General features: G+C 65.2%; 24 protein-coding genes and 2 pseudogenes. 11 read left to right on the forward strand and 15 right to left on the reverse strand.

The genetic code is table 11. From position 1 onward, the window contains the following. Positions 1–39 precede the first annotated feature (39 nt). Positions 40–423 (reverse strand): winged helix-turn-helix transcriptional regulator, encoded by a 384-nt coding sequence (locus ACODS9_RS01915; RefSeq protein WP_046855686.1) that lies wholly within the window; start codon positions 421–423, stop codon positions 40–42. Positions 424–552: 129 nt separating this feature from the next. Between ACODS9_RS01915 and ACODS9_RS01920 the strand changes: the two genes are divergently transcribed. Then, complete coding sequence (locus ACODS9_RS01920; RefSeq protein ID WP_489093114.1) at positions 553–1,107, forward strand: ester cyclase; 555 nt, start codon at positions 553–555, stop codon at positions 1,105–1,107. Here ACODS9_RS01920 and ACODS9_RS01925 read toward each other — a convergent pair. After that, on the reverse strand, positions 1,076–2,074 hold the full coding sequence (locus ACODS9_RS01925) for a polysaccharide deacetylase family protein (RefSeq protein WP_489093115.1): 999 nt from the start codon (positions 2,072–2,074) through the stop codon (positions 1,076–1,078). The two genes, ACODS9_RS01920 and ACODS9_RS01925, sit on opposite strands and share 32 nt — an antisense overlap. Before the next feature lie 104 nt (positions 2,075–2,178). Here ACODS9_RS01925 and ACODS9_RS01930 point away from each other — a divergent pair, with 104 nt between their 5' ends. Further along, the gene (locus ACODS9_RS01930) at positions 2,179–3,057 is read left to right on the forward strand and encodes a LysR family transcriptional regulator (protein ID WP_489093116.1); all 879 of its coding nucleotides are present in this window, start codon (positions 2,179–2,181) and stop codon (positions 3,055–3,057) included. Between the two features lie 48 nt (positions 3,058–3,105). Here ACODS9_RS01930 and ACODS9_RS01935 read toward each other — a convergent pair whose 3' ends face one another. Together ACODS9_RS01935 and ACODS9_RS01940 are read right to left on the reverse strand one after the other, a co-directional pair. Continuing rightward, positions 3,106–3,357: a hypothetical protein gene (locus ACODS9_RS01935; protein ID WP_367858516.1), complete on the reverse strand. Its 252-nt coding sequence runs from the start codon at positions 3,355–3,357 to the stop codon at positions 3,106–3,108. Positions 3,358–3,385: 28 nt separating this feature from the next. After that, a complete protein-coding gene (locus ACODS9_RS01940; protein ID WP_489093117.1) occupies positions 3,386–3,886 on the reverse strand; it encodes a DUF4142 domain-containing protein in 501 nt (166 codons plus the stop codon). 211 nt (positions 3,887–4,097) lie between these two features. Between ACODS9_RS01940 and ACODS9_RS01945 the strand changes: the two genes are divergently transcribed. After that, the gene (locus ACODS9_RS01945; RefSeq protein ID WP_489093118.1) at positions 4,098–5,666 is read left to right on the forward strand and encodes a sensor domain-containing diguanylate cyclase; all 1,569 of its coding nucleotides are present in this window, start codon (positions 4,098–4,100) and stop codon (positions 5,664–5,666) included. Positions 5,667–5,706: 40 nt separating this feature from the next. On the opposite strand, the gene ACODS9_RS01950 is transcribed toward ACODS9_RS01945, so the two are convergent. Continuing rightward, complete coding sequence (locus ACODS9_RS01950) at positions 5,707–6,666, reverse strand: ribonuclease Z (protein ID WP_401105607.1); 960 nt, start codon at positions 6,664–6,666, stop codon at positions 5,707–5,709. Positions 6,667–6,829: 163 nt separating this feature from the next. Beyond that, positions 6,830–7,030, reverse strand: a pseudogene (locus ACODS9_RS01955) (IS630 family transposase); the annotation flags it as partial. A gap of 412 nt (positions 7,031–7,442) precedes the next feature. On the opposite strand from ACODS9_RS01955, the gene ACODS9_RS01960 reads away from it, so the two are divergent. Next, positions 7,443–7,895: a hypothetical protein gene (locus ACODS9_RS01960; protein ID WP_489093119.1), complete on the forward strand. Its 453-nt coding sequence runs from the start codon at positions 7,443–7,445 to the stop codon at positions 7,893–7,895. A gap of 334 nt (positions 7,896–8,229) precedes the next feature. Here the strand turns inward: ACODS9_RS01960 and hpaI are convergent, their stop codons facing one another. The 7 genes from hpaI to ACODS9_RS01995 form a co-directional block, all read right to left on the reverse strand. Next, positions 8,230–9,030 carry a 4-hydroxy-2-oxoheptanedioate aldolase gene (hpaI, locus tag ACODS9_RS01965; protein ID WP_401105548.1) on the reverse strand — a complete coding sequence of 267 codons (801 nt, stop codon included), beginning with the start codon at positions 9,028–9,030 and terminating at the stop codon, positions 8,230–8,232. Between the two features lie 9 nt (positions 9,031–9,039). Continuing rightward, positions 9,040–9,843, reverse strand: coding sequence for a 2-oxo-hept-4-ene-1,7-dioate hydratase (hpaH, locus tag ACODS9_RS01970; protein WP_489093120.1), 804 nt, complete (start codon positions 9,841–9,843; stop codon positions 9,040–9,042). Positions 9,844–9,850: 7 nt separating this feature from the next. Then, a complete protein-coding gene (locus tag ACODS9_RS01975) occupies positions 9,851–10,261 on the reverse strand; it encodes a 5-carboxymethyl-2-hydroxymuconate isomerase (RefSeq protein WP_489093121.1) in 411 nt (136 codons plus the stop codon). Between the two features lie 11 nt (positions 10,262–10,272). Continuing rightward, positions 10,273–11,196 carry a 3,4-dihydroxyphenylacetate 2,3-dioxygenase gene (gene hpaD / locus ACODS9_RS01980; protein WP_401105553.1) on the reverse strand — a complete coding sequence of 308 codons (924 nt, stop codon included), beginning with the start codon at positions 11,194–11,196 and terminating at the stop codon, positions 10,273–10,275. 141 nt (positions 11,197–11,337) lie between these two features. Beyond that, the gene (gene hpaE / locus ACODS9_RS01985; RefSeq protein ID WP_110604733.1) at positions 11,338–12,798 is read right to left on the reverse strand and encodes a 5-carboxymethyl-2-hydroxymuconate semialdehyde dehydrogenase; all 1,461 of its coding nucleotides are present in this window, start codon (positions 12,796–12,798) and stop codon (positions 11,338–11,340) included. Next, entirely contained in the window at positions 12,795–13,574 is a 780-nt protein-coding gene (locus tag ACODS9_RS01990; protein WP_367858508.1) for a fumarylacetoacetate hydrolase family protein, read from the reverse strand. Before ACODS9_RS01990 ends, hpaE begins: the two co-directional genes overlap by 4 nt. Continuing rightward, the gene (locus ACODS9_RS01995; protein ID WP_489093122.1) at positions 13,571–14,245 is read right to left on the reverse strand and encodes a fumarylacetoacetate hydrolase family protein; all 675 of its coding nucleotides are present in this window, start codon (positions 14,243–14,245) and stop codon (positions 13,571–13,573) included. Before ACODS9_RS01995 ends, ACODS9_RS01990 begins: the two co-directional genes overlap by 4 nt. A gap of 163 nt (positions 14,246–14,408) precedes the next feature. Here ACODS9_RS01995 and hpaA point away from each other — a divergent pair, with 163 nt between their 5' ends. Next, entirely contained in the window at positions 14,409–15,311 is a 903-nt protein-coding gene (gene hpaA, locus ACODS9_RS02000; protein ID WP_367858506.1) for a 4-hydroxyphenylacetate catabolism regulatory protein HpaA, read from the forward strand. A gap of 170 nt (positions 15,312–15,481) precedes the next feature. Further along, positions 15,482–15,904, forward strand: a complete 423-nt coding sequence (gene hpaR, locus ACODS9_RS02005) for a homoprotocatechuate degradation operon regulator HpaR (RefSeq protein ID WP_023632900.1) — start codon at positions 15,482–15,484, stop codon at positions 15,902–15,904. A 32-nt stretch (positions 15,905–15,936) separates the two neighbouring features. Here hpaR and ACODS9_RS02010 read toward each other — a convergent pair whose 3' ends face one another. Beyond that, entirely contained in the window at positions 15,937–16,533 is a 597-nt protein-coding gene (locus ACODS9_RS02010; RefSeq protein ID WP_401105563.1) for a TetR/AcrR family transcriptional regulator, read from the reverse strand. 5 nt (positions 16,534–16,538) lie between these two features. Further along, positions 16,539–17,747, reverse strand: a complete 1,209-nt coding sequence (locus ACODS9_RS02015; RefSeq protein ID WP_489093123.1) for a multidrug effflux MFS transporter — start codon at positions 17,745–17,747, stop codon at positions 16,539–16,541. Between the two features lie 339 nt (positions 17,748–18,086). Here ACODS9_RS02015 and ACODS9_RS02020 point away from each other — a divergent pair. From ACODS9_RS02020 to ACODS9_RS02040, 5 genes and pseudogenes are all read left to right on the forward strand, one after another. Then, a pseudogene (locus tag ACODS9_RS02020) lies at positions 18,087–18,209 on the forward strand (con-10 family general stress protein); the annotation flags it as partial. A 59-nt stretch (positions 18,210–18,268) separates the two neighbouring features. Beyond that, the gene (locus ACODS9_RS02025; RefSeq protein ID WP_401105567.1) at positions 18,269–18,448 is read left to right on the forward strand and encodes a hypothetical protein; all 180 of its coding nucleotides are present in this window, start codon (positions 18,269–18,271) and stop codon (positions 18,446–18,448) included. Between the two features lie 15 nt (positions 18,449–18,463). Then, a complete protein-coding gene (locus ACODS9_RS02030; RefSeq protein ID WP_489093124.1) occupies positions 18,464–19,798 on the forward strand; it encodes an iron-containing redox enzyme family protein in 1,335 nt (444 codons plus the stop codon). Next, positions 19,798–20,754 carry a methyltransferase gene (locus tag ACODS9_RS02035; RefSeq protein WP_401105571.1) on the forward strand — a complete coding sequence of 319 codons (957 nt, stop codon included), beginning with the start codon at positions 19,798–19,800 and terminating at the stop codon, positions 20,752–20,754. Before ACODS9_RS02030 ends, ACODS9_RS02035 begins: the two co-directional genes overlap by 1 nt. 4 nt (positions 20,755–20,758) lie before the next feature. Further along, entirely contained in the window at positions 20,759–21,883 is a 1,125-nt protein-coding gene (locus ACODS9_RS02040; RefSeq protein ID WP_401105573.1) for a carboxylate-amine ligase, read from the forward strand. Positions 21,884–22,012 lie beyond the last annotated feature (129 nt).

Here is a 22,012-nt window from a genome sequence, read left to right on the forward strand (position 1 = left end):
CGCCGATGCCCCCGAGGGATGTCGAAAAAGAGGGCTGAATCATTCGCCGCATTGGTCGTACAGCTGGCGCGCCAGAAGAATCGCCGGCATGTTCGACTCCGCCCACTGCGCCAAACGCTCCACAGTGCCGCCCAGTGTCGCGCCCAGCTCGGTGAGGGCGTACTCGACGGTGGGCGGCACGGTCGGATACACCTGGCGCTCCACCAGGCCGTCGCGTTCGAGCCGCTTCAGGGTTTGCGACAGCACCTTCTGCGAGACGCCGGCGATATCCCTGCGTAGCTGGTTGAAACGCACCCGCTCTCCGGCGCTGAGGCGGTCGATGAGCAGCAGTACCCATTTGTCGGCGAGGCGGTCGAGCACCAGGCGGGCCGGGCAGTTCGGGGCGAATACATCGTAGGCGGGGCATTCGCGGTAATGGGCCATGGGTTACTCCGAGGTAATCAGGTGAGTGAAAAGTGCCTTCTTGAGCGCCTGGGCGGGACTGGTTAGGCTTTTATCCATGGTTCGCGGCCGCGCCATACCCTCCCGTTGAATGCACTGAAGGAAACTGAGATGAACACCGAACCCAAGGCTTCGGCGCTGCGTGCTGGCCGCTGGATCACTCTGCTGCTGCTGAGCGCGGCGGCCAATCCGGGCAATGCCGGCGAGCTGGTGACTCCGGCCACCCTGGTCGTGGACCAGAGCCTGCCCAAGGCCCAGCTGGAGCAGCAGATCCTCGCCGCCCGCCGCTACGACACCTTCTGGAACACCGGCGACGAGGCCATGGCCCGCGCCGCGCTGGCCAGCGACTTTCGCGACAACACACTGCCACCGGGACGGCCACAGGGCGTGGAAGGGCCATTGAGCGCTTCCAGGGCATTCCGCGCAGCGGTGCCGGACCTGCGCTGCGAGGTACTGCAGATGATCGTCGCAGGCGACCGGGTCACCGCGGCGCTGCGTTTCACCGGGCACTTCAGCGGCAAGCTGGGCGAGCACCAGGGGCAGGGTCAAGCCATCGATTTCATCGCCATGGATATCTACCGTGTCGCCGATGGCCGGATTGCCGAGGACTGGCATCTGGAGGACAACCTTGCGTTCATGCTGCAGGCGGGGTTGGTTGGGCGCTGAACACACGTGGCGGATTGACCGGCGTATCGGCCTGGGCCAGGGCCCAACGGGCAATCTCGTCCTTGCGCATGAACGCCACGCCGGCATGGCCGCGGGCATAGGCGAAGAACTGATCCAGCGCGTGCACCACGGTAGGCGTGCCGCCGATGCGATCATGCGCCGACAGCGACATCAGTCGGCGCCGTTGACGGCCTTCGGCATAGAGCACGTCGAATTCGTCCTTGAGCTCCTGCAACAGCGCGGCGCCGGTCATCGCCGTGGAGCCGGCGATGCGGCCGATGTCGTTGTTGCGCAGGGTGTAGGGCACCACCGCGAACGGCTTGCCGCGCACCGGGGTGATCGAGGGTTCGTCGCGGGCCAGATCGTCGATGTGGTAGAGAAAGCCGAGGTCCTGGAGGATGTTCAAGGTCTCGCGGGAGTGACGCATCCAGAACGCGTTGAAACCCACCGGGCGTTGGCCGGTGACGCGCTCGATGATGGCGCTGGCCTGCTCGTACTGGCGACGCTCCTCTGCCGGCGTCAGGCTGTACTGCGGCGCCCAGTGCAGGCCGTGGCCGGCGGCTTCGTGGCCGCGCCTGACCACCTCGGCCGCCAGCTCCGGGTAAGCCTCCACAGCCTTGCCGACCATGTGTGAAGTGACCTTGATGCCGTGCCGGTCGAACAGCGCGAGCAGGCGCGGCACGCCTTCCAGTGGGCCGTAGCGGTACCAGCTGGGGGCGATGGTGTCGGGGTAGCGTGAATCCAGGGGCGGGAAGGGGCTTTCGGCGAGTTCCGGCTGGCCACCGGATTCGAATTGCAACGACACGGAAATCACCAGTTGCGCGCCATTGGGCCAGAACCCTTTGCCATCGGCGCTATCGGGCGGCGTCCCGGTGTTGCTGCCCGGCTCTTTTGCCAGTACCGCGCCTGCCGCGACGGCGATGCCGCCGGCGAGGGTGCCTTTCATGAAATCTCTTCTGCTGGTCATCGGGTTGCTCCTGTGGGGGTGTCGATGCCGGGCAGTGTAATTAGCGAGGAAATCACCAATAATCAGGCGAAAGCCAAAATCATATTTCGGAAAAATCGAAAAGCATGCTGGATAACCTGGCGTTGTTCCTGACCATCATCGAAAAAGGCAGCCTGTCGGCGGCGGGCCGCGAGCGCGGCTTGTCACCGGCCACGGTGTCCGAGCGCCTGGCGGCGCTGGAGGCGCACTACGGGGTGGCGCTGCTGACCCGCAGCACCCGTTCGTTGAGCCTCACCGACGCCGGCCGGCAACTCGCCGAGGGCGCTCGGCGCCTGCTGGCCGAGGCCGACGAGCTGGAAAGCCGTCTCAGAGACGTCCAGCAGAAAATCTCCGGATTGGTGCGCCTGAGTGCGCCGGTGGACCTCGGCCAGCACTGCATCGTGCCGCTGCTCGACCGCTTCCTGGCCGAACATCCGCAAGTCTCGATCGACCTGGACCTGACCGATGGCTATGTCGACGTGGTGGGGCAGGGCATCGACTTCGCCATCCGCTATGGCACCTTGGCCGACAGTTCCCTGCGCGCACGGCCCTTGGGCGACAACCGCCGGGTGGTGTGCGCCGCGCCTGACTACCTGCGCCGCCACGGCACGCCACTGCACCCGGACGACCTGGCACGCCACGATTGCATCGTCATGCGCTTCGGCATCCACGCCGAACGGGTCTGGCCATTTCGCCTGGACGGCGTGGCCTACCCGGTGAGCGTGCACGGGCGGCGGATCGCCAACAACGGCGAGCAGGTGCGCCGCTGGGCGCTGGACGGGCACGGGCTGTGCCTGAAATCGCTTCGCGATGTGCGCGACGACCTCTACAACGGTCGATTGGTCGAAGTGCTGGCAGACTTCAGTGCTGGGCAGGTGGCTTTGCAGATCGTCTACCCGCCGACGCGGGTGCAGCCACGACGAGTGCGGGCGTTGATGGAGGCGATCATCGAAGGCCTGCGTTAGCACGCCCCGTGGCAGTTGGCCGAGCCATTGCCACAGGGCGGACCGACATCAGCCTTCGGCTTGTCTGGCGGCCTCGACGCCGGCGGACGACAGCTTGATCGGGTAGTTGACGCTGAGCGTGTGGCCGGCTTCGACATTCACGCTGCCATCGTGGATCAAGCCTTGCTCCTGCAGGGTCTTGAGCATGCCGGCCACGGCTTTCTCGCCGCGGTAGTTGTCCAGCACTTCCTTGCCCAACCCTTGCGGGTGGGCGTGCAACAGGCGGGTCAGGACTTCCGAACGCAGTGCATCATTGCTCATGGGAGCCTCGCTTTGTCAGTGGAGCGGGTTACTGGCCGTGCTTGGCCTGCAGTTCCTTGGCATGCTTCAGGTGCTCTTCGAGCTTGGGCAAGGTCTCGCCGGCGAAGGCCTTGAGCTCGGCCTTGTCGGACGAGGCGGCCTCTTTCCTGAACAGTTCCACGGCTTTCTCGTGGGCCTCGACCTGGTTGTTGACGTAGGAGCGGTCGAACGACTCGTCGCGCCATTCCAGGATCATCTTCTTGACCTTGTCGGTCAGCGCCGCTTCATCGGGCACGCTGATGTCCAGTTGGCGGGCGATGTCGCCGAGCTTCTGGTTGGCCTGGGTGTGATCGGTGACCATCTGCTGGGCGAAAGTCTTGATTTGCGGGTCCTTGCTCTTGTCCAGCGCCAGCTTGCCGGTCACCACTTCGGCGATGCCGGCCTCGGTGGCGGCGTCGACGAAGTCATCCGACGAGGCGGCCATGGCCTGTAGCGACGCCATGCCCAGCACCATGGAAAACCCGACCCGCTTGAGGAACAGATTGCTCATGTGTGACTCCTTATCCGTTGGCGCGACGTCAGTGTCGCGTACGGTTGAGAGCCGGCGGCGGGCAAAGGTTTAATTTTTCTACTGAAGGACGCCTGGGTGCGCAACGAGGCCCACGCCAGCGACCATGCGCCGGTGTGGATCAGCCTCGGCACACGCAAGCGGCGCTGAACTATAGTCATTGGCGGCCAAGGGTCGATGACAAGGGACTTCAATGCGCGCAGTCAGGAAACAGACCGAGGACGGCCTCTTCCCGGTGACGGGCGAGGGCCGCGCCGTGTCGCTGTTCCGCCTGATGCTCAGTTTCATGGCGGTGGTGATGCTGGCTTTCGTGCTGGTCGAAGGCTGGCGGATCTGGCGCGACTACCGACAAGTGTTCACCAATGCCGAGCATGCGGTCAGCAACCTGGCCCGGGCCACCGCCCAGCATGCCGAGGATGCCATCCGCCAGGTGGACGCGATCACCGCGGCGCTGGCCGAGCGCCTGGAAGGCGATGGTTTCGACCATGTCGACCGGCCGCGCCTGCATGCGTTGCTCAAGCAGCAGGCGCAGATCATGCCGCAGTTGCACGGGCTGTTCGTCTATGGCCCGGACGGCGGCTGGATCGTCACCGACAAGGATGATGTGCCAGCGGGGGCCAACAATGCCGACCGCGACTATTTCATCTATCACCGCACCCATCCCGACCGCCAGGTGCGCATCGGCTCGGTGGTGCGCAGCCGCTCCACGGGCGACCTGATCATCCCCATCTCGCGACGCCTGGAAAATGCCGACGGCAGCTTTGCCGGGGTGTTGCTGGGCACCATCAAGGTCGACTGGTTCGTGCGCTACTACGGCGACTTCAAGATCGACGAGCGTGGCGCCCTGGTGCTGGCCAAGCGCGACGGCACCATCCTTGTGCGCCGGCCGTTCGTTGAGCAGGTGATTGGCCGCAGCCTGGCCAGCAGCGAGATCTTCCGTCTTTATCTGCCCTATGCCAGCGAGGGGGTGGCCGAGGCGGTGGCGGTGGTGGACGGCACGCCACGCCTGTATGCCTTCCGTTCACTGGGCAGCTACCCGCTGGTGGTGGAGGCGGGCTTGTCGCGCGAGTCGATCATCGCGCCGTGGCGTCACGATATGCTCAAGTCGCTGGCCGTGCTGGTGCTGTTGCTGATTGGCGTTGCCGGCTTCGGCTGGATCGTCCTGCGCCAGTTGCGCGAGCGCATCGCCATCGAGCGTGCCCTGCACCAGGCCCACCAGACCCTCAAGGCGCTGGCCCTGACCGACAGCCTGACCGGGCTGGGCAACCGCAGGCGGCTGGATGCGGTGCTGGAACCGGAGATACGTCGGGCGCGGCGACAGGGCTATGCCCTGGCCCTGGTGATGCTCGACCTGGACTGCTTCAAGGCCTACAACGACCGCTACGGGCATCCGGCCGGCGACCAGTGCCTGCGCCGCTTCGGCGAACTGTTGCGCCAGGCGCTGAAACGCCCGGGCGACCTGGCGGTGCGTTATGGTGGCGAGGAGTTTACCTTGCTGCTGCCCGATACCGATGCCGCAGGGGCCAGCCAGATCGTGCAGGAGATCCTGCAGTTGCTGCGCCGGCAGGCCATCGAGCACGGTGGCAGTCCGTTCGGCCATGTCACGGCCAGCGCCGGGATCGCTGTGGGTGCGCCGACGTTGGCGACGGTCACTCCAGAGAACCTGATGGCGGCGGCGGACGCGGCCCTCTACCAGGCCAAGCGGCAGGGGCGCGATCGCTACTGCCTGGCGGCCAGTGTGGAGCAGCATCCGGCGCATTGAGGCCATCGCTCGAGGGCTGTCATGCCAGCAAGGTGGGGCGTTACTCCACCTCGACCAGCACCCCATCACGGCCAATCCGATAGCGCGCCAGGTCCCGGGCCAGGGTCAGGTGCCCTTTGTAGTGCGCCAGCGCCTCTTCGCGTACCTCCTCGATGGAACCGCCGCGCCCACCGCCTGACTGGTAGCGGGCGCTGAAGTGCGTCAGCACCAGGTTCTTCACCGCCGCCATCTCGGCGAAGCGCGCCACCGCAGCGGCGGTGCTGTGACCGAAGCTGGCCTGGGTGCGTTCGACCACCGGTTGGGTGAAGGTGGCTTCGTGGACCAGTACGTCCACGTTGGCGGCCAGTTCGCTCAACAGCTCAGGGCGGTCGTTGTCGCCGCAGACGATGATCCGTTGCGCCGGACGCGTCGGCTGCAGGTAGGCCTGTGGGTCGATCTGGCGACCTTCGTGCTCGACTGTCCGGCCACGGGCGATCTGCCCCCACAGCGGCCCGGCCGGGATGCCGTCGGCGCGCAGGCGCTCGGTATCCAGATGCGGTTGCGGATCGCGTTCCTCGAACACGAAACCGTAGGAGGGCACCCGGTGCGACAGCTCGACCACGCCGACCTGGATATTGCCGTGGCTCAAGCCCGCGAAAGTCTCCAGCGCCTGCATCTGCAACTCGAAGGGCAGGTAGGTGTCGCTCACCGCCAGGCTCTGCCGCACCCAGGGATGCAGGTCGGCCGGCATGACCAGCTGCAACGGCTCCTTGCGCCCGGACATGCCGGCGCTGGCCAGCAGCCCCGGCAGGCCGAAGCAGTGGTCGCCGTGTACATGGGTGATGAAGATGGCGCGCAGGTCGCGCACCGACAGCGGGCTGCGCAGCAACTGGTGCTGGGTGCCTTCGCCGCAATCGACCAGGTACCACCCGTTGCCCGTGGTTTCGATGACCGCGGTCGCGCTGACGTTGCGGGCCTTGGTGGGCACCCCGGAAGAGGTGCCCAGAAACTGCAGGTCCATTGCCTGACTCCTTGATTCGACGTTGTCGCGACCCCGTAGGACGGGGCGCGCGGAGGCTAGCATGGTGGTGCCGGGCGGGCCAGTGCTGCCGTCTGCTGTCACCGAGGCACCAACGTCGAGCTACGCGTTACTGGAAGGGTGTTTCAGAACTACTGCTGAAAAATCATGGCCCGAGTGCTCGTGCGGCACGAGCGACTGAGGCGAGGATGTCCTCTGCTTTCTTGTGCCTCGGAATGGCTTCGGGTCTGGTTGCAGTTTCCAGGTAGTGCTCAATCGAAGTTTCCAGCTATTTGACGCTGATATGTGTCTGACGCTTGATCCATTTCTCACTCAACATTGAGCAAAAGCGTTCGACCAAATTCAGCAAGATGGGGCTGCTGTTGAGCAGACCTGAAATTTTGGAACAAGCGAGATGGAGGGTTGATGAGGGAGTGTAGATCTACAACATAGAACGACCTCACATGGCACTGAAAAAAACACCCGATGCAGTGCATCGGGCATCATGAGGCTTCTCAGACCTACCTGAGCAAGTGTAAGCCTATTTCAGGGCTAGGCAACCTGACATTTTTACCAGTTGTCCGTCGCCTCGCATTTTCCTAAATTTTAGGTTGCCACCAAGGAGAGGGGTTATGGAGTTTGTACGGATCAGAGTACTGGTATTCGCTCATGAACCAGCTCCGGGAAACGTCTGTTTACTAGTATTTGTAGCGTGTGATTCGGCATAGGTAGAAAATGTTGTGATGAATTAAAAAGTATCTGATCAAGGAGAGGTGGTCGTGAATCGAAAAGTATCTTGGTGTTTGATAGGCGTGCTGCTGGCACTTGGCATTTTTGGTTTGTTAGTCACTAAAAATAAAGTAAAGGAAGCAGAAAAAGCAGAGGATGTAAAGGTAATAATGTTTCCAGAAGAAATGTTTGAAGGGGAGGAATCTGAGCGATGTGTTTTTTACATCAATGTTGATCAGTCCTTGTCTGTCTGCCGAGGTACTGGAACCAATGCCAAATCAGTCTGGGTTATGGGCATGGAGAAAGGTCAGATTGTCTGCTTCAGAACGGTTAAGGATGAAAAAAATAGGTGTTATACAAGCATTGGAGGGGGAGTTGTAGTGGGTGGTTTAGATGATAAGCATAAGGATCCGACCAGAGGCATGGGATATGATGAAATGACTTTCAAGGGCGAAACAATTAGCGGTGAGATATATGCCATTCACCTTATGTCAGCGCCGTAATTAGAGGGTGCTTGACCCTTGCCCTGTACGTTGCCGTTTGGCAGTCGGCGTATTTCACTCAATTAAGGGGGCGTTGAATAAATCTTTGTTCCTTGAGTGGTCGGTGACGCCTTGACTTGTTTTTATAGGGTTTTGAAGTCTAGGATCCCGCGAGTCGGGCTCAGCCCTGGTTTGCACGGGCGGGTGAGGTTGGCAATATGCGCAAGAGAGCAGGAAATCCTGTGTTAGTGTGGTGTTTCACAAATAACGACCATAACTCGCGAGCGATTTATCGGTCGTATTTGCAAAACACCACACTAGCCCTAATTTACATTGGTACTTCTGAAACGCCACACTAGTAGACACTGCCTTGGGTAATGGTGGCTGTCCCTGCCTTGAACGTGCCCGCCAGCCCCTGCAAGCCGCGCATCAGCACCGTGGTGTCGACGCCGACCGCGACGAACGCCGCGCCCAGTTCGATGTACCGGCGCGCCAGAGCTGCGTCGGCGCTGAGGATGCCCGCCGCCTTGCCAGCGCGAGTGATGCGCACGATGGCGTCCTCGATGGTTGCCTGCACCTCGGGATGCCCCGGATTGCCCCGCTGGTCCATGGCAGCGCTGAGGTCGGCGGGGCCGATGAACACGCCATCGACGCCTTCGACGGCGCAGATCGCATCGAGGTTGGCCAGGCCTTCGCGGTTCTCCACCTGCACCAGCAGGCACATCTGTTGGTCGGCCTGGTCCAGGTAGTCGGGGATGCTGTTCCAGCGCGATGCCCGCGCCAAAGCGCTGCCGACACCGCGCACGCCGTGGGGCGGGTAGCGCATCGCCCGCACCAGCTGGCGCGCCTGCTCGGCGCTTTCGACCATGGGTACCAGCAGGGTCTGTGCGCCGATATCGAGCAACTGCTTGATCAGCGCGGTATCACCGATCACCGGACGCACGATGGGCTGGGCCGGGTAGGGAGCCACGGCCTGCAACTGGCCGAGCAGGCTGCGCAGGTCGTTGGGCGCGTGCTCGCCGTCGAGCAGCAGCCAGTCGAAGCCGGCGTTGGCCGCCAGCTCCGCGCAATACGGGTCGGCCAGGCCAAGCCACAGGCCGATCTGCGCCTGGCCGCTGCGCAGGCGTTGCTTGAAGGTGTTGATGGGCATGTCCATGGGCGCTCCTCAGACGAAACGGCAGGCGATCGAGCCGAGCTGGTCGTAGTCGACGTGGAAGGTGTCGCCGCGACGGGCAGCCACCGGGCGGGTAAACGAGCCGCCGAGAATGACCTGGCCGGCTTCGAGGCCCACGTCGTGCGCCGCCAGCTTGTTGGCCAGCCAGGCCACGCCTTTGGCCGGATGATTGAGCACCGCGGCCGACACCCCGGACTCCTCGATCACGCCGTTGCGGTACAGCACCGCAGGGACCTTGCGCAGGTCGATATCGCCCGGGCGCACGGCGCGCCCACCCATCACCACGCCAGCATTGGCGGCGTTGTCGGAGATAGTGTCGAACACCTTGCGGGTGGCGCCGCTGAGCGGGTCGACCTGCTGGATGCGCGCATCGATGATCTCCAGCGCCGGGATCACCCACTCGGTGGCGTCTAGCACTTCGAACAGGGTCACATTCGGCCCCTTGAGCGGCTTGCCGAGGATGAACGCCAGTTCCACCTCGACCCGCGGCACGATGAAACGCTCGAAGGGTATGTCGCTGCCTTCGTCGAACAGCATGTCGTCGAGCAGCGCGCCGTAGTCCGGCTCGGTGATGTTCGACGAGACCTGCATGGCCCGGGAGGTCAGGCCGATCTTGTGGCCGACCAGCTTGCGGCCGTCCTCGATCTTCTGCGCTACCCAGGCACGCTGGATGGCGTAGGCGTCCTCGATGCTGATCGAGGGGTGTTCCAGGGAAAACTGGCCGACCTGTTCGCGGGTGCGTTCGGCCTGATCGAGGCGGGCGGCGGCTTGCTGGATGATGCGGGCGTCGAGCATGGAGACCTCAGGGCTGGCGGGTGAACAGAGGGTGCAGGCTGCTGTGCTTGGCGTCGTACACCTGGGCCTGGCTTTCGTCGATCTGCAGGGTCACGCCGACGGGGCGACGCTCCAGCAGCGTATCCAGGTGCCGGCGCAATACTGTCAGCAGCGCGTCGCCGACCTGCTGGTGCACTGCGGCGCTGCGTCCGCCGCCCATGCGCAGGTTGGCGTAGACGAAACCGTAGGCGCCGCGGCCATCGGCGATTGCCGCATGGGCGGCGGGGTAGGCCAGCACACGGGTGCCGCCGGTGGGGAACACCTGGCGATGGTGTTCGTCGCGCTGGGCGAGCATGCAGTCGGCCAGGGCGCGGCACAGGCTGGGCATATCGGCGTCGGCTTCGATATCCGGGCTGTAGAGCAGGACCAGATGGGGCATGGTGGTGCTCCTTACAGGCGGCTTGTGGAGGTGACCCCGGCCGGGTTCGAGGCCTGGGCGGCGGGGATCGCGCTGCCGTCCTGCGGGGTGACCGGGAAGATCGCGTTGATCTGGCCGGTGCCGGAGGAGCCGAAGTACGGCGTCACCACTTCGGCCTTGCCGTCGTACTGCGACCAACCCAGGGCGCCGAGCAACATGGCGGTGTCGTGCATGAAGCCTTCGCCATGGCCCTTGACCGCGTACTCGGGCAGCATCGCGCAGAAATCGGCCCAGTCGCCGTCCTGCCACATGCGCACCACGCGGTGGTCGAGGGTCTCCAGGAACGGGCTCCAGACCTTGGTGGCAAACTCCGGGGCCTGGCCGTTCTGGGCGAAACGGTGGGACAGCGAGCCGCTGGCCAGGAAGGCCACGCTGCCGTCGTAGTGTTCCTCGACCGCCTTGCGCATGGCCCAGCCCAGGCGCGCGCTGTCGTTGAGGTAGTGCGAGGTGCACAGCGCCGAGACCGAGATCACCTTGAAGTGCTGGTCGGTGTTCATGTAGCGCATCGGCACCAGGGTGCCGTATTCAGGCGCCAGCGTGGTGGCGTCGTGGGCCATGGTCTCCACGCCCAGGCGATTGCATTCTTGCGCAAGGATTCGCCCCAGCTCGGGGTTGCCGGGGAAACCGTAGTTCATGTTGGCGATGAAGTGCGGCAGTTCGTTGCTGGTGTACAGGCCTTCGAAGTGCGCGGCGCAGTTGATGTGGTAGTTGGCGTTGACCAGCCAGTGGGTGTCGAACACGACGAGGGTGTCGACGCCCAGTTCGCGGCAGCGCCGGCCAATCTCGAGGTGGCCGTCGATGGCCGCCTGGCGAAAGCCCTGGCGCGGGCCGGGCAGTTCGGACAGGTACATCGACGGCACGTGGGTGATCTTGGCGGCGAGAGCGAGTGTGCCCATGGGAGTCTCCGGTAACGGGTTGTTGTTATGTATCCATGGCGAGGGCTTCGCCCTCGTTTCGCCGGCAAGCCGGCTCCCACAGTGTGCGGTGATCCCTGTGGGAGCCGGCTTGCCGGCGATGGGCTGCCCAGCAGCCCCGCGTTACACCCCCCAGCGCGGAATGTGATGGCTACCCATGGATATACACACGTTCTTGATCTCGGCGAAGACCTCGAAGCTGTATTGCCCGCCTTCGCGGCCGGTGCCCGAGCCCTTGACGCCGCCGAACGGTTGGCGCAGGTCGCGCACGTTCTGGCTGTTGATGAACACCATCCCGGCCTCGATGCCACGGGCCAGGCGATGGGCCTTGCCGATGTCCTGGGTCCAGATGTACGAAGCCAGGCCGTACTCGGTGTCGTTGGCCAGTTGCAGCGCCTCGGCCTCGTCCTTGAACGGGATCAGGCACACCACCGGGCCGAAGATCTCTTCCTGGGCGATGCGCATCTTGTTGTTCACATCGGCGAACACCGTCGGTTGGATGAACTGCCCCTTGGCCAGGTGCGCCGGCAATCCCGCCGGGCGCTCCAGGCCACCGGCCAGCAGGCGCGCGCCTTCTTCCAGGCCGATGCGGATGTAGCCGGTGACCTTGTCGTAGTGCTGCTGGGTGATCATCGAGCCGACCTGGGTCTTCGGGTCGGTGGGGTCGCCGACGATCAGGCGCTTGGCGCGGGCGGCGAACTGGGCGACGAACTGCGGGTACACACTCTCCTGAATGAAGATGCGGCTGCCGGCGGTGCAGCGCTCGCCGTTGAGCGAGAAGATGGTGAACAAGGCGGCGTCCAGCGCACGCTCGAGGTCGGCGTCCTCGAAGATCAGTACCGGCGACTTGCCGCCCAGCTCCATCGAGTACTTCTTCAGGCCGGCCGTCTGCATGATCTTGCGGCCGGTGGCGGTGCCGCCGGTGAAGGAGATGGCGCGCACGTCCGGGTGACGCACCAGGGCATCGCCGGCTGTGGCGCCGTAGCCCTGGATGACATTGAGTACGCCTTTGGGGATGCCGGCCTCGACCGCCAGGCGCCCCAGCTCATTGGCGGTCAGCGGCGACAGTTCGCTCATCTTCAGCACCGCGGTATTGCCCAGGGCCAGGCACGGCGCGGTCTTCCAGGTGGCGGTCATGAAAGGCACGTTCCACGGCGACACCAGGGCGCACACGCCCACCGGCTGGTACAGGGTGTAATTGAGCATCTGGTCGTCCACCGGGTAGCTGTGGCCGTCCATGCGTGTGCACACCTCGGCGAAGAAGTCGAAATTGTGCGAAGCGCGGGGAATCAGCACGTTGCGCGTCTGGTGGATCGGCAGGCCGGTGTCCAGGGTTTCCAGCTCGGCCAGCTGCGGCACGTTCTGCTCGATCAGCTCACCCAGGCGGCGCATCAGGCGTGCGCGCTCCTTGGCCGGTGTATTGGCCCATTTCGGGAAGGCTTGCTTGGCCGCGGCCACGGCCAGGGCGACTTCCTCGGCGCCACCGCTGGCGACTTCGCCGATGGCCTCGCCGGTGGCCGGGTTGTAGTTGACGAAGGTGTCGCGGCTCTCGACTTCGCGGCCATCGATCCAGTGCTTGATCATGCTGTTGCCTCTTGTGCGTTGCGGGCGAAGAACTCGGCTTCGCTGACGATCCGGTTGACCAGGCGGCCGACGCCTTCCACTTCCACCACCACCTCGTCGCCCGGGACCACATCGGCCAGGCCTTCCGGGGTGCCGGTGGCGATCATGTCGCCGGGTTGCAGGGTCATGAAGCTGGAGAAGTATTCGATCAGGTAGGGGATGTCGAAGATCATGTCGGCCGTGGTGCCTTGCTGTTTCAGCTCGCCGTTGATCCAGGTGCGCAGGGTCAGGTTCGACGGGTCCGGCACATCGGCGGTGTCGACGATCCACGGGCCCACCGGGGTGGTGGCGTCACGGTTCTTCACCCGCAGGTTGGGGCGGTAGTAGTTCTCCAGGTAGTCGCGGATGGCGTAGTCGTTGCACACCGTGTAGCCGGCCAGGTAGTCGAGGGCGTCCTCGCGCTTGACGTTGCGCGCCGGCTTGCCGATCACCGCCACCAGTTCGCACTCGTAGTGCATGTACTTAACGTTGTCCGGGCGCCAGCTGACCTGGTTGTGCCCGGTGTAGGTGCCGGGCGACTTGACGAAGGCCAGCGGCTCGGTGGGCGGGGTGAAGGCCAGCTCGGCGGCATGGTCGGCGTAGTTCAGGCCCAGGGCGAACATGCTGCCGGTAGCCGGCGGCAGCCAGGTGACCTGGTCCGCGTCGACCACACGGCCATCGGCCAGGCGCAGTCGCTGGTCGTTTTCGACGGTGACGGCGTGGACCTGGCCGTCGAACTGGATACGGGCGTGCTTCATGGGACGAGTCCTTGTTCGGCAACGATGGGGTTGGTCAGCTGGCCGAGGCCGTCGATCTCGACCGTCACCTGGTCGCCGGGCAGCACATCGACACGGCCTTCCGGGGTGCCGGTGATCAGCACGTCGCCGGCATGCAGGGTCATGAACTCACTGATCTCGGCGATCAGCCGGGCCACGCCGCGCACGCAGTTGGCAGTGTTGTTCTGCTGGCGCAGCTCACCGTTGACCCACAGGCGAATGCCCAGCGCGTCGGGGTTGCCGACCTGCGCGGCCGGCACCAGCTGCGGGCCGAGCGGGCAGAAGCCGTCGCGGCACTTGGCCTTGACCGCCGGGCGGTAGTAGCTGTCTTCCGGCAGGCTGAACTCGTTGACGATGGTGTAGCCCGCCACGTGCTCCAACGCGTGGTCCAGGCTGACGCGGCTGGCGTCCTTGCCGATGACCACGCCCAGGGCAGGGCCCGCTTGCAGGCGTTCGACTGCCGAGGGGTAGGTCACCGGCCGGGCGTGCCCGTTGCGGGTATTGGGCGTCTTGATGAACAGCACCGGTTTGACCGGCGGCTGCTGGTACGGCGCTTCGTGGAAGGACGCCAGATGCTGTTGCAGCAGGCCCTGGTAGTTCAGGGCGACGCCGAACAGGCTGCCGCTGGCGACCTCGTGCAAGGCACGGCTCATGCATTTCTCCTGCGGTGGGCGAAGCGACCGGGGGCGCTTCGCGGTGTTTTTGTTAATGTGTTAACGTTATATTTAATATGTTAACGATCGTCAAGGCATTCGCCGCTGGCCGGTGATGCTAGGATGATTTCCCCCGGCGCGTTTCACCGCTGCGAGAACAACAATGAAAGAACGACAGCCGATCCCCAACATCAACATCGGTCAGGTCTACGACCAGCGCTACAGCGACAGCGAGGTGCATTACGACCGGCTGGGCAACCTGGCCGGATTCTTCGGCCGCAACATGCCGGTGCATCGCCACGACCGCTTCTTCCAGGTGCATTACGTGAAGACCGGCAGCGTGCGGGTGTACCTGGACGAGCAGCGGTACCACGAGTCGGGGCCGATGTTCTTCCTTACCCCGCCGACCATTCCCCATGCCTTCGTCACCGAGCCCGATGCCGACGGCCATGTGCTGACCGTGCGCCAGCAACTGGTCTGGCAACTGCTGCAGGCCGAGCCTGCACTGGCGCTCGCGCCGCGCCTGCAGCCTGCGTGTGTCGCGCTCGGTCATCTGCAGGGGGCGGCGGCCGAAGAGGTGCGGCGCCTGGAGCAGCTGTTCGACCTGTTGGGCGGCGAATTGGGCCATGGTCAGGCCGGGCAGGGCACCGCGGTGCAGGATCTGGCGCGCCTGGTGATGATCAGCCTGCTGCGCCTGTGCGCCAATTCGCTGGAGGCGACGCCCGCACGGCACGAGGACCTGCAGCTGTTTCACCGTTTCAACGAACTGATCGAGCGCCACTACCTCGACCACTGGACCCTGCCGGCCTACGCGGCAGCCCTGGGCGTGACCGAGGCGCGCCTGAACGACGTGTGCCGGCGCATGGCCGACCTGCCGTCCAAGCGCCTGGTGTTCGAGCGGCTGATGCAGGAGGCGCGGCGCTTGCTGCTGTACACCGGCGGCTCGGCCAACGAGATCTGCTACCGCCTGGGGTTCAAGGACCCGGCGTACTTCAGCCGTTTCTTCCAGCGCCATGCGCAGATGACGCCGGGTGAGTATCGCCAGCGCCAGGCGGGGTTGCGTTGACATGCGGCGACGGGCTCCGGGCGGCTGGCTGTCGGCAGATCGTGCTATGAGGACGGTATCGCGGGAATGGGTGATTGCCAGGAGCGCTGGTACTTTTCACAGAGCTGGACAGCCCGGGTGAAAATGTATTTCACTTTATTAATATCTTAATAAAACAGCCCTTGATCCTGATGACCCAACCAAGACCCTCCCTGACCTTGACCCTGCTGCAGGCCCGCGAAGCGACCATGGCGTTCTTCCGCCCGGCCCTGAATGCCCACGACCTGACCGAGCAGCAATGGCGGGTGATCCGTATCCTGCGCCAGCAGGGCGAGCTGGAAAGCCACCAACTGGCCGACCAGGCGTGCATCCTCAAACCGAGCATGAGCGGCGTGCTCAAGCGCCTGGAGCGCGACGGCCTGGTGGCGCGGCGCAAGTCGCCGGAAGACCAGCGGCGCATCTTCATCAGCCTGACCGTGCGCGGGCAGCAGGCGTTCCTGGCGATGAGCGAGGAGATGGAGCGCAACTACCAGGAAATCCAGCGCCAGTTCGGCGCGGACAAGCTGGAGCAGTTGATGGGGTTGTTGAACGAGCTGAAGAAGGTCAGGCCCTGAAATCAATGGGGCCGCACAGCGGCCCCCATGGTCTACTGTCCGGCCAATTGCAGCGAATCATCGAGAATTTTCAGCAACGACGCTGCCCGCCGCGCATACACCGCCGGGGGCGCGTACAGCAGCTCCACATGCAGGCTGTCGATGATCCCCAGGTAGGCATCGCCATACAGCTCCAGCTTGTTGCCATCACTGCGGGCCCAGGCATGCCGGTCGCCCAGGGCCTGGCAGAAGCCCAGGCGGATCCGCTCCAGGTACGCCTCGAAGCCGCTGGTGACGATCAAGCGGACCGGTGCCGGCGGCAGGAATGCACTGCGCAGCACGAAGCGCAGGTTGGCCGAGGCCGCGTAGCGCTCGGCCAGGTGCAGCGGATGCCAGTGCCCCGGCGCCTCGCGGCCCGCCGCTTCTTGGCCGAAGCCCGCCTCGACGTAGGCGGTCTCGTCGGCCAGGGCCCGTTCGAAGGCGCAGATGAACAACGCGTCCTTGTTGGCGAAGTGGGCGTACAGCGAGGCCTTGCGCATGCCCGCCAGGGCGGCGATCTCGCTCAGCGACGAGCCGTCGTAGCCGTGCTCGGCGAAATGCTCCACGGCATGCTCGCAGATGCGCGCGGCGGATGGGGTCAGGGCTTTCAAGGCGGTCACTCCGGGTTGACGCTGCAGGACGAGGCGCTGATTGTCTTTGCCATGGCGGCGCGGGTCAAACCGACGATGACCACGGCCGCCGCCGCCAGCAACCAGGCCCAGGCCAGCGGGCCCAGGGTGGCCAGGTGCCCGGCCAGGGGCGTGGCGCTGGACGAGATCACCAGTTGCAGCGCGCCGAGCAGGGCCGCCGTCGAGCCGACGTCGCGCTGCTGCGATGACATCGCCAGGGCCATCAGGGTGGCCTCGCAAACCCCCAGGCCGAACAGCGCCAGTACCACGCCCGCCAGCAGCAGCGGAAGGCCTGTGCCAGACAGGCTGGCAATCACCGCCAGTGCTGCGCCGGCACCCATGCACAGCGCCCCCCACCAGGCCACCTGGGCCACGCCGTGCCGGCTGACGCAATAGCCGGACAGCGCCGCGCCGAGCAGGATGGCAACGCCGCAGCCGCCGAACAGCAGGCCGAAGTGCGTGCTGGAGAGGCCGAAGTGCTGCTGGTACACATAAGCCGAGCCGGCGATGTAGGCGAACAGGAAGAAGAACACCGCCGACAGGGCCAGGGCCGGGCGCAGGAACGCGCCGTCGGCGGCGATGCGGGCGTAGGTACGCCATACCGTGGCCGGTGCCAGGCGCACCCGATGCGCCGGCGGCAAGGTTTCATCGAGGGTCATGGCCGAATTGACCAGGGTCAGCAGGCCGAGGCCAGCCAGCACCAGCATGATTGCCCGCCAGCCGTACGCGGCGTCGATCACCCCGCCCAGTGCCGGGGCGAGGATCGGCGCCAGGCCCTCGATGGTCATCAGCAGGGCGAAGATCTGCGCCGCCCGTGCGCCATCGGCGCTGTCGCGAACCATGCTCATGATCACCACCAGCGTCAGCGCGCTGGCCAGGCCCTGCACCAGGCGCGCCAGCAGCAACGCGTCCAGCGACGGCGCGGCCGCCGCAGCCAGGGAGGCGATGCAGAACACCAGCAGGCCGGCGAGCAGCGGGCGACGCCGCCCCAAGGCATCCACCAGTGGCCCGAACAGCAGTTGCCCGGCGCCCATGGCCAACAGGAACACGGTCAGCGTCAGCTGAACCTGGGTATAGCCGGTGGCGAAGTCGCGGGCCATCTCCGGCAGGCTGGCCAGGTACATGTCGATGGCAGACGGGCCAAGGGCGCCGATCAGGGCGAGGGAGGCGGCGAAGCGCAAATGTGAAGCGGGCATGAGCGAAAGTCCGTGCAAGCAAAATAGTAACCTACCGACCGGTAGGTCGTCGAAGTATGCCAGATCTCCGCCTGGGGTCAACGCAAAGTCTGCCCACCAGGCAACCGCTTGCGCCCCAAATACACCGTCGCCGCTTGTTTAGCGCCACCGGTCCGATCCGCTCGGAATAATCCGAATCCCTCTTTATCGCCGTACTCCCAATCCATGTACGGCACCTCGCCGTGCAACCCTTAGCCACACGAGGTTTTTGCAACCATGGCCAACAAAGACAGCAACATGACCGGTCGCCAGGACACCAACAAGCAGGACGCCAACAAGACCGGCAGCCAGGGTGGAACGAAGAACCCAGGCAATTTCGCCAATGACCGCGAAAAAGCGTCCGAAGCCGGTCGCAAGGGCGGGCAGAGCTCCGGCGGCGGCAATCGCCAGAGCGAGTCCGGCCACAAGGGCGGCCGCTCGTAAGTGAGGGCACGCGGTGCCGGGTTCGCCTGGCACCGCGCACACCCCACCAGGAGGTTCCCATGCGTATCGCACCTCTGATCTGCCTGTTGGGCAGCCTGAGCCTGCTGGCCGGCTGCTTCGACCGCGACAATGACCATCCGGCGAAAGACGCCGACCCGAGCAAGCCCTCGCTGCAGATGCAGCAACCCAATCCACCGACCAGCAACCCGTCCCTCGAAACCAAGCCCCAGAATCCATAACGCGAGGTGACCGGCATGGTGGCGATGATCCGTGACGGCGTGCGTTCGCAAGCCAGGCACGACAAGACTGATGAGGTAGCGCATCGCTACCGGGCGTTGCTGGCGGGACGCGATGCCACTGCCGAGGACTGGCTGGAAACACAACTGCGGCGCGTTCGTGACCGGGAAGACGACCTGCCGGAAGATCCGGACCTGCTGCCCCAATGGGCCGAACACCATGCCGCCCAGGTCGCCCACGACCATGCGCATTACCTGCGGCAGCGGCGCGAAGGAGCTCCCCGGCGCTACTTCGCCACCCGCGCCCAGGCCTTGTGGTTCCTGCAGCAGGTCGCGCCGACCAAGGCGGTTGACGGTGCCTGGTTGCACGGTACCCTGCGGCACTGGCGCGACCCGCGTTACCACGGGTTGATCCGCACCTTTCTCGAAGAACTGGGCGACGGCGACCCACGCTGCAACCATGTACTGATCTACCAGCGCCTGCTCAGCCGCCTGGGGTGCCTGCAAGGGCTGCCACTGGAGCCTTCGCGCTTCGTGCAAGGCGCCGTGCAATTGGCCCTCGGCCAGCACTGCGAGCGCTTCCTGCCCGAGGTGATCGGCTACAACCTGGGATATGAGCAGCCACCGCTGCACCTGCTGATCACCACCCATGAGCTGGCCGAACTGGGTATCGACGCCCATTACTTCCAGTTGCATGTGACCATCGACAACGCCGCCAGCGGCCATGCCCGGCGTTCGCTGGAGAGTCTGCGGATGTTGGCGCCAGCGGGCGATGAAGATTTCTATGCGCGTGTCAGGCACGGCTACCGGCTCAACGACCTGGGTCTCGACACACCTTCGCTGATCGCCAGCTTCGACCTGCAGGGCGAACTGCTCGCCGCGCTGGAGCGCAAGCGCGTGTTCGGCCAGTTCATGCATTCCGATCGCTGCCGCCTGCAAGGGCGGACCATCAACCAGTGGCTTGCCGAGCCGGGGGCGATGGCCGGGTTCCTGGAGGCCCTGCAAGCCCAGGGCTGGATCAAGCGTGACAGCGACCCGATGCAGAGCCGCTTCTGGTCACTGATCGACGGCCCCGGCGCGGCAATGTTCGGCGTGTTCAGCGCCTACGAGAAACAGTTGTGGCATGACTGGATCGCCGGTAGCTGGCAAGGGGGCGGGCCTCGTCGCGTGTCGCCTGGGCAGTGGGAGCAGGCGTTGGCCCTGCAGGCGGAGGCGCCCGGCCGGGCCCAGGCCTCGGAGATCGCCACGCTGATCGAGGCCATGGCCGGGAACCGGCACGCCGAACCCGCGGGCCTGCGTGCCACACGTGACTATATCGCCGCCACCGGGCTGTTCCAGGGAGGGCCGCGGTGATGCAACTCCACCAGAAGCAAATCCGTGCCGACGAGGCTTTGTTGCAACTGGGCCGCAGGCTGCAAGCCGACGGCTACCGTTTCATCTGCGTCACCCCGGCGACCCAGGCGTGGGTCAATGCCCGACCCCAGGCCCGGCGCGCGTGCACGCTGCGAGATGTGTTCGGCTGGAGCCGGCCGTTCCCGGCTTCGCTGATCAGTGCCGACGAGCTGGAACAACTGGGCACGGCCGGCGTGCTGGAGGCGCACGGCGAACTGTGGCGCAGCCGAGTGCGCTGGTCGAGCCTGGATGACCTGTTGCTGGTGCATTCGGCCTGGCCTACGGACAGCAGCGACGCGGTGTTCTTCGGGCCGGACAGCTACCGCTTCGCCCAGTTGATCGAGGATCACCTGCGGCGTAGCCCCCGGCGTGTGCAGCACGCCGTCGATATCGGCTGCGGCAGCGGTATCGGCGCGTTGCTGATTGCCCGGGCCGCACGCCATGCGCAGGTCAGCGCGCTGGATATCAATCCGCTGGCGCTGCGCTACACCGCCGTCAACGCCGCGCTCGCCGGGTTGGCCAATGTGTCGGTCGAGCCCAGCGACCTGCTCACGGGCATCACCGGTACCTTCGACCTGATCCTCGCCAACCCGCCCTATATGCTCGATGCCAGCCTGCGCGTCTACCGCCACGGCGGCGGGGCGCTCGGCGCCGACCTGTCGCTGCGTATCGTCGAACAGGCCTGTGAGCGCCTGACACCGGGCGGCACATTGCTGCTGTACACCGGGGTGGCGATCGTCGAAGGGCGCGATGCGTTGCTCGAAGCGGTCCGCCTGCGCCTGGCCGGCCCTGACTTGAGCTGGCACTACCGGGAGCTGGATCCGGACGTGTTCGGCGAGCAGTTGCTCGAGCCCGGCTATGAACAGGTCGAGCGCATTGCCGCCGTGGCCCTGACCGTCACCCGCCGCGGCGGATGAGCCCATGGGGCGGCCCTGCACGTTCGGTATCGAGGAAGAATACCTGCTGGTGGCGCTGGATAGCGGCCGGGTGTTGTCCGCGCCGTCGGCGGCACTGACCCGTCTGTGCCGTGAGGTGCTGGGGCCGTGTTTCGCCGAAGAGATGTTCCGCAGCCAGATCGAGTTGGCCTCGCCGGTGTTCGAGACGCTGCACCAGGCCCGCGCTTTCCTTACCGAGCAGCGCCAGCGCCTGAGCCAGGCGCTGGCAGCCGAGGGGGCGGGCCTGTACTGCGCGGCAAGCCACCCCAGCGCCCAGTGGCTGCGCCAGCATCCACGCGCGACCCCGCACTTTCGCCAGTTGTTCGATGATTACCGGCTAGTGGCCCGGCGCAGCCTGTTGAACGGTCTGCACGTGCATGTCGGGGTGCCACCGGGCCTGGATCGCATGCAGGTGATCAACCGGGTGCTGTACTGGCTGCCCTTGCTGTTGTCGCTCAGCACTTCGTCGCCCTACTGGGGTGGCCAGGACACCGGCTACATGAGCTACCGCCGCGTGGTGTGCGGGGAATGGCCGCACATGGGCCTGCCGGAACCGCTGCCGGACTGGAGCGCCTACGAGCGCTATCGGGCGCTGTTGCAACGTACCGGCACGTTGGCCGAGGACGGCGACTTCTGGTGGGCGATCAGACCTTCGCGGCGCTTTCCGACCGTCGAACTGCGCATCTGCGACGGCTGTCCGCGGCTGGGGGATGCCTTGGCCATTGCCGGCCTGTTTCGCCATCTCGTCGAGTATGCGCTGAGGCGGCACGCTGGCGCCGCCAGCCGGGAAATGCGCTGGATCACCCAGGAGAACTACTGGCGCGCCATGCGTCATGGTCGTCTTGCCACCTTCATTGGTTTTCACGACCAGCAGCCGGTGAATGCCGAAGTCTGGCTGACGCAGTTACAGACGCAATGCCCGGCCGACAGTGCCGATGCCGAGCGTTCTTTCCTGCACGCCCGGCGCATCCTGCACGACGGCAGCAGTGCCGATCGCCAGCGCCAGGCCTATGGGTTGGCCCGCGAGCAAGGCCTGGATGAGCGTTTGGCAATGCGCAGCGTGGTCAGGCAGGTGATGGACGACCATCTGTCGGCGACGGGCCCAGCTTGAGCAAACCATCCATCAGCCGTACCCCTGCAAGTCCCAGAACCAGTTCATCCTGCAACCCCCTTATCCCATGCGAGCTACATCACCGGCGAGATTTTCGGCGTCACCGGGGGCAACCCGCTGCCGTAGGGT

The organism is Pseudomonas sp. FG36, assembly GCF_057809275.1.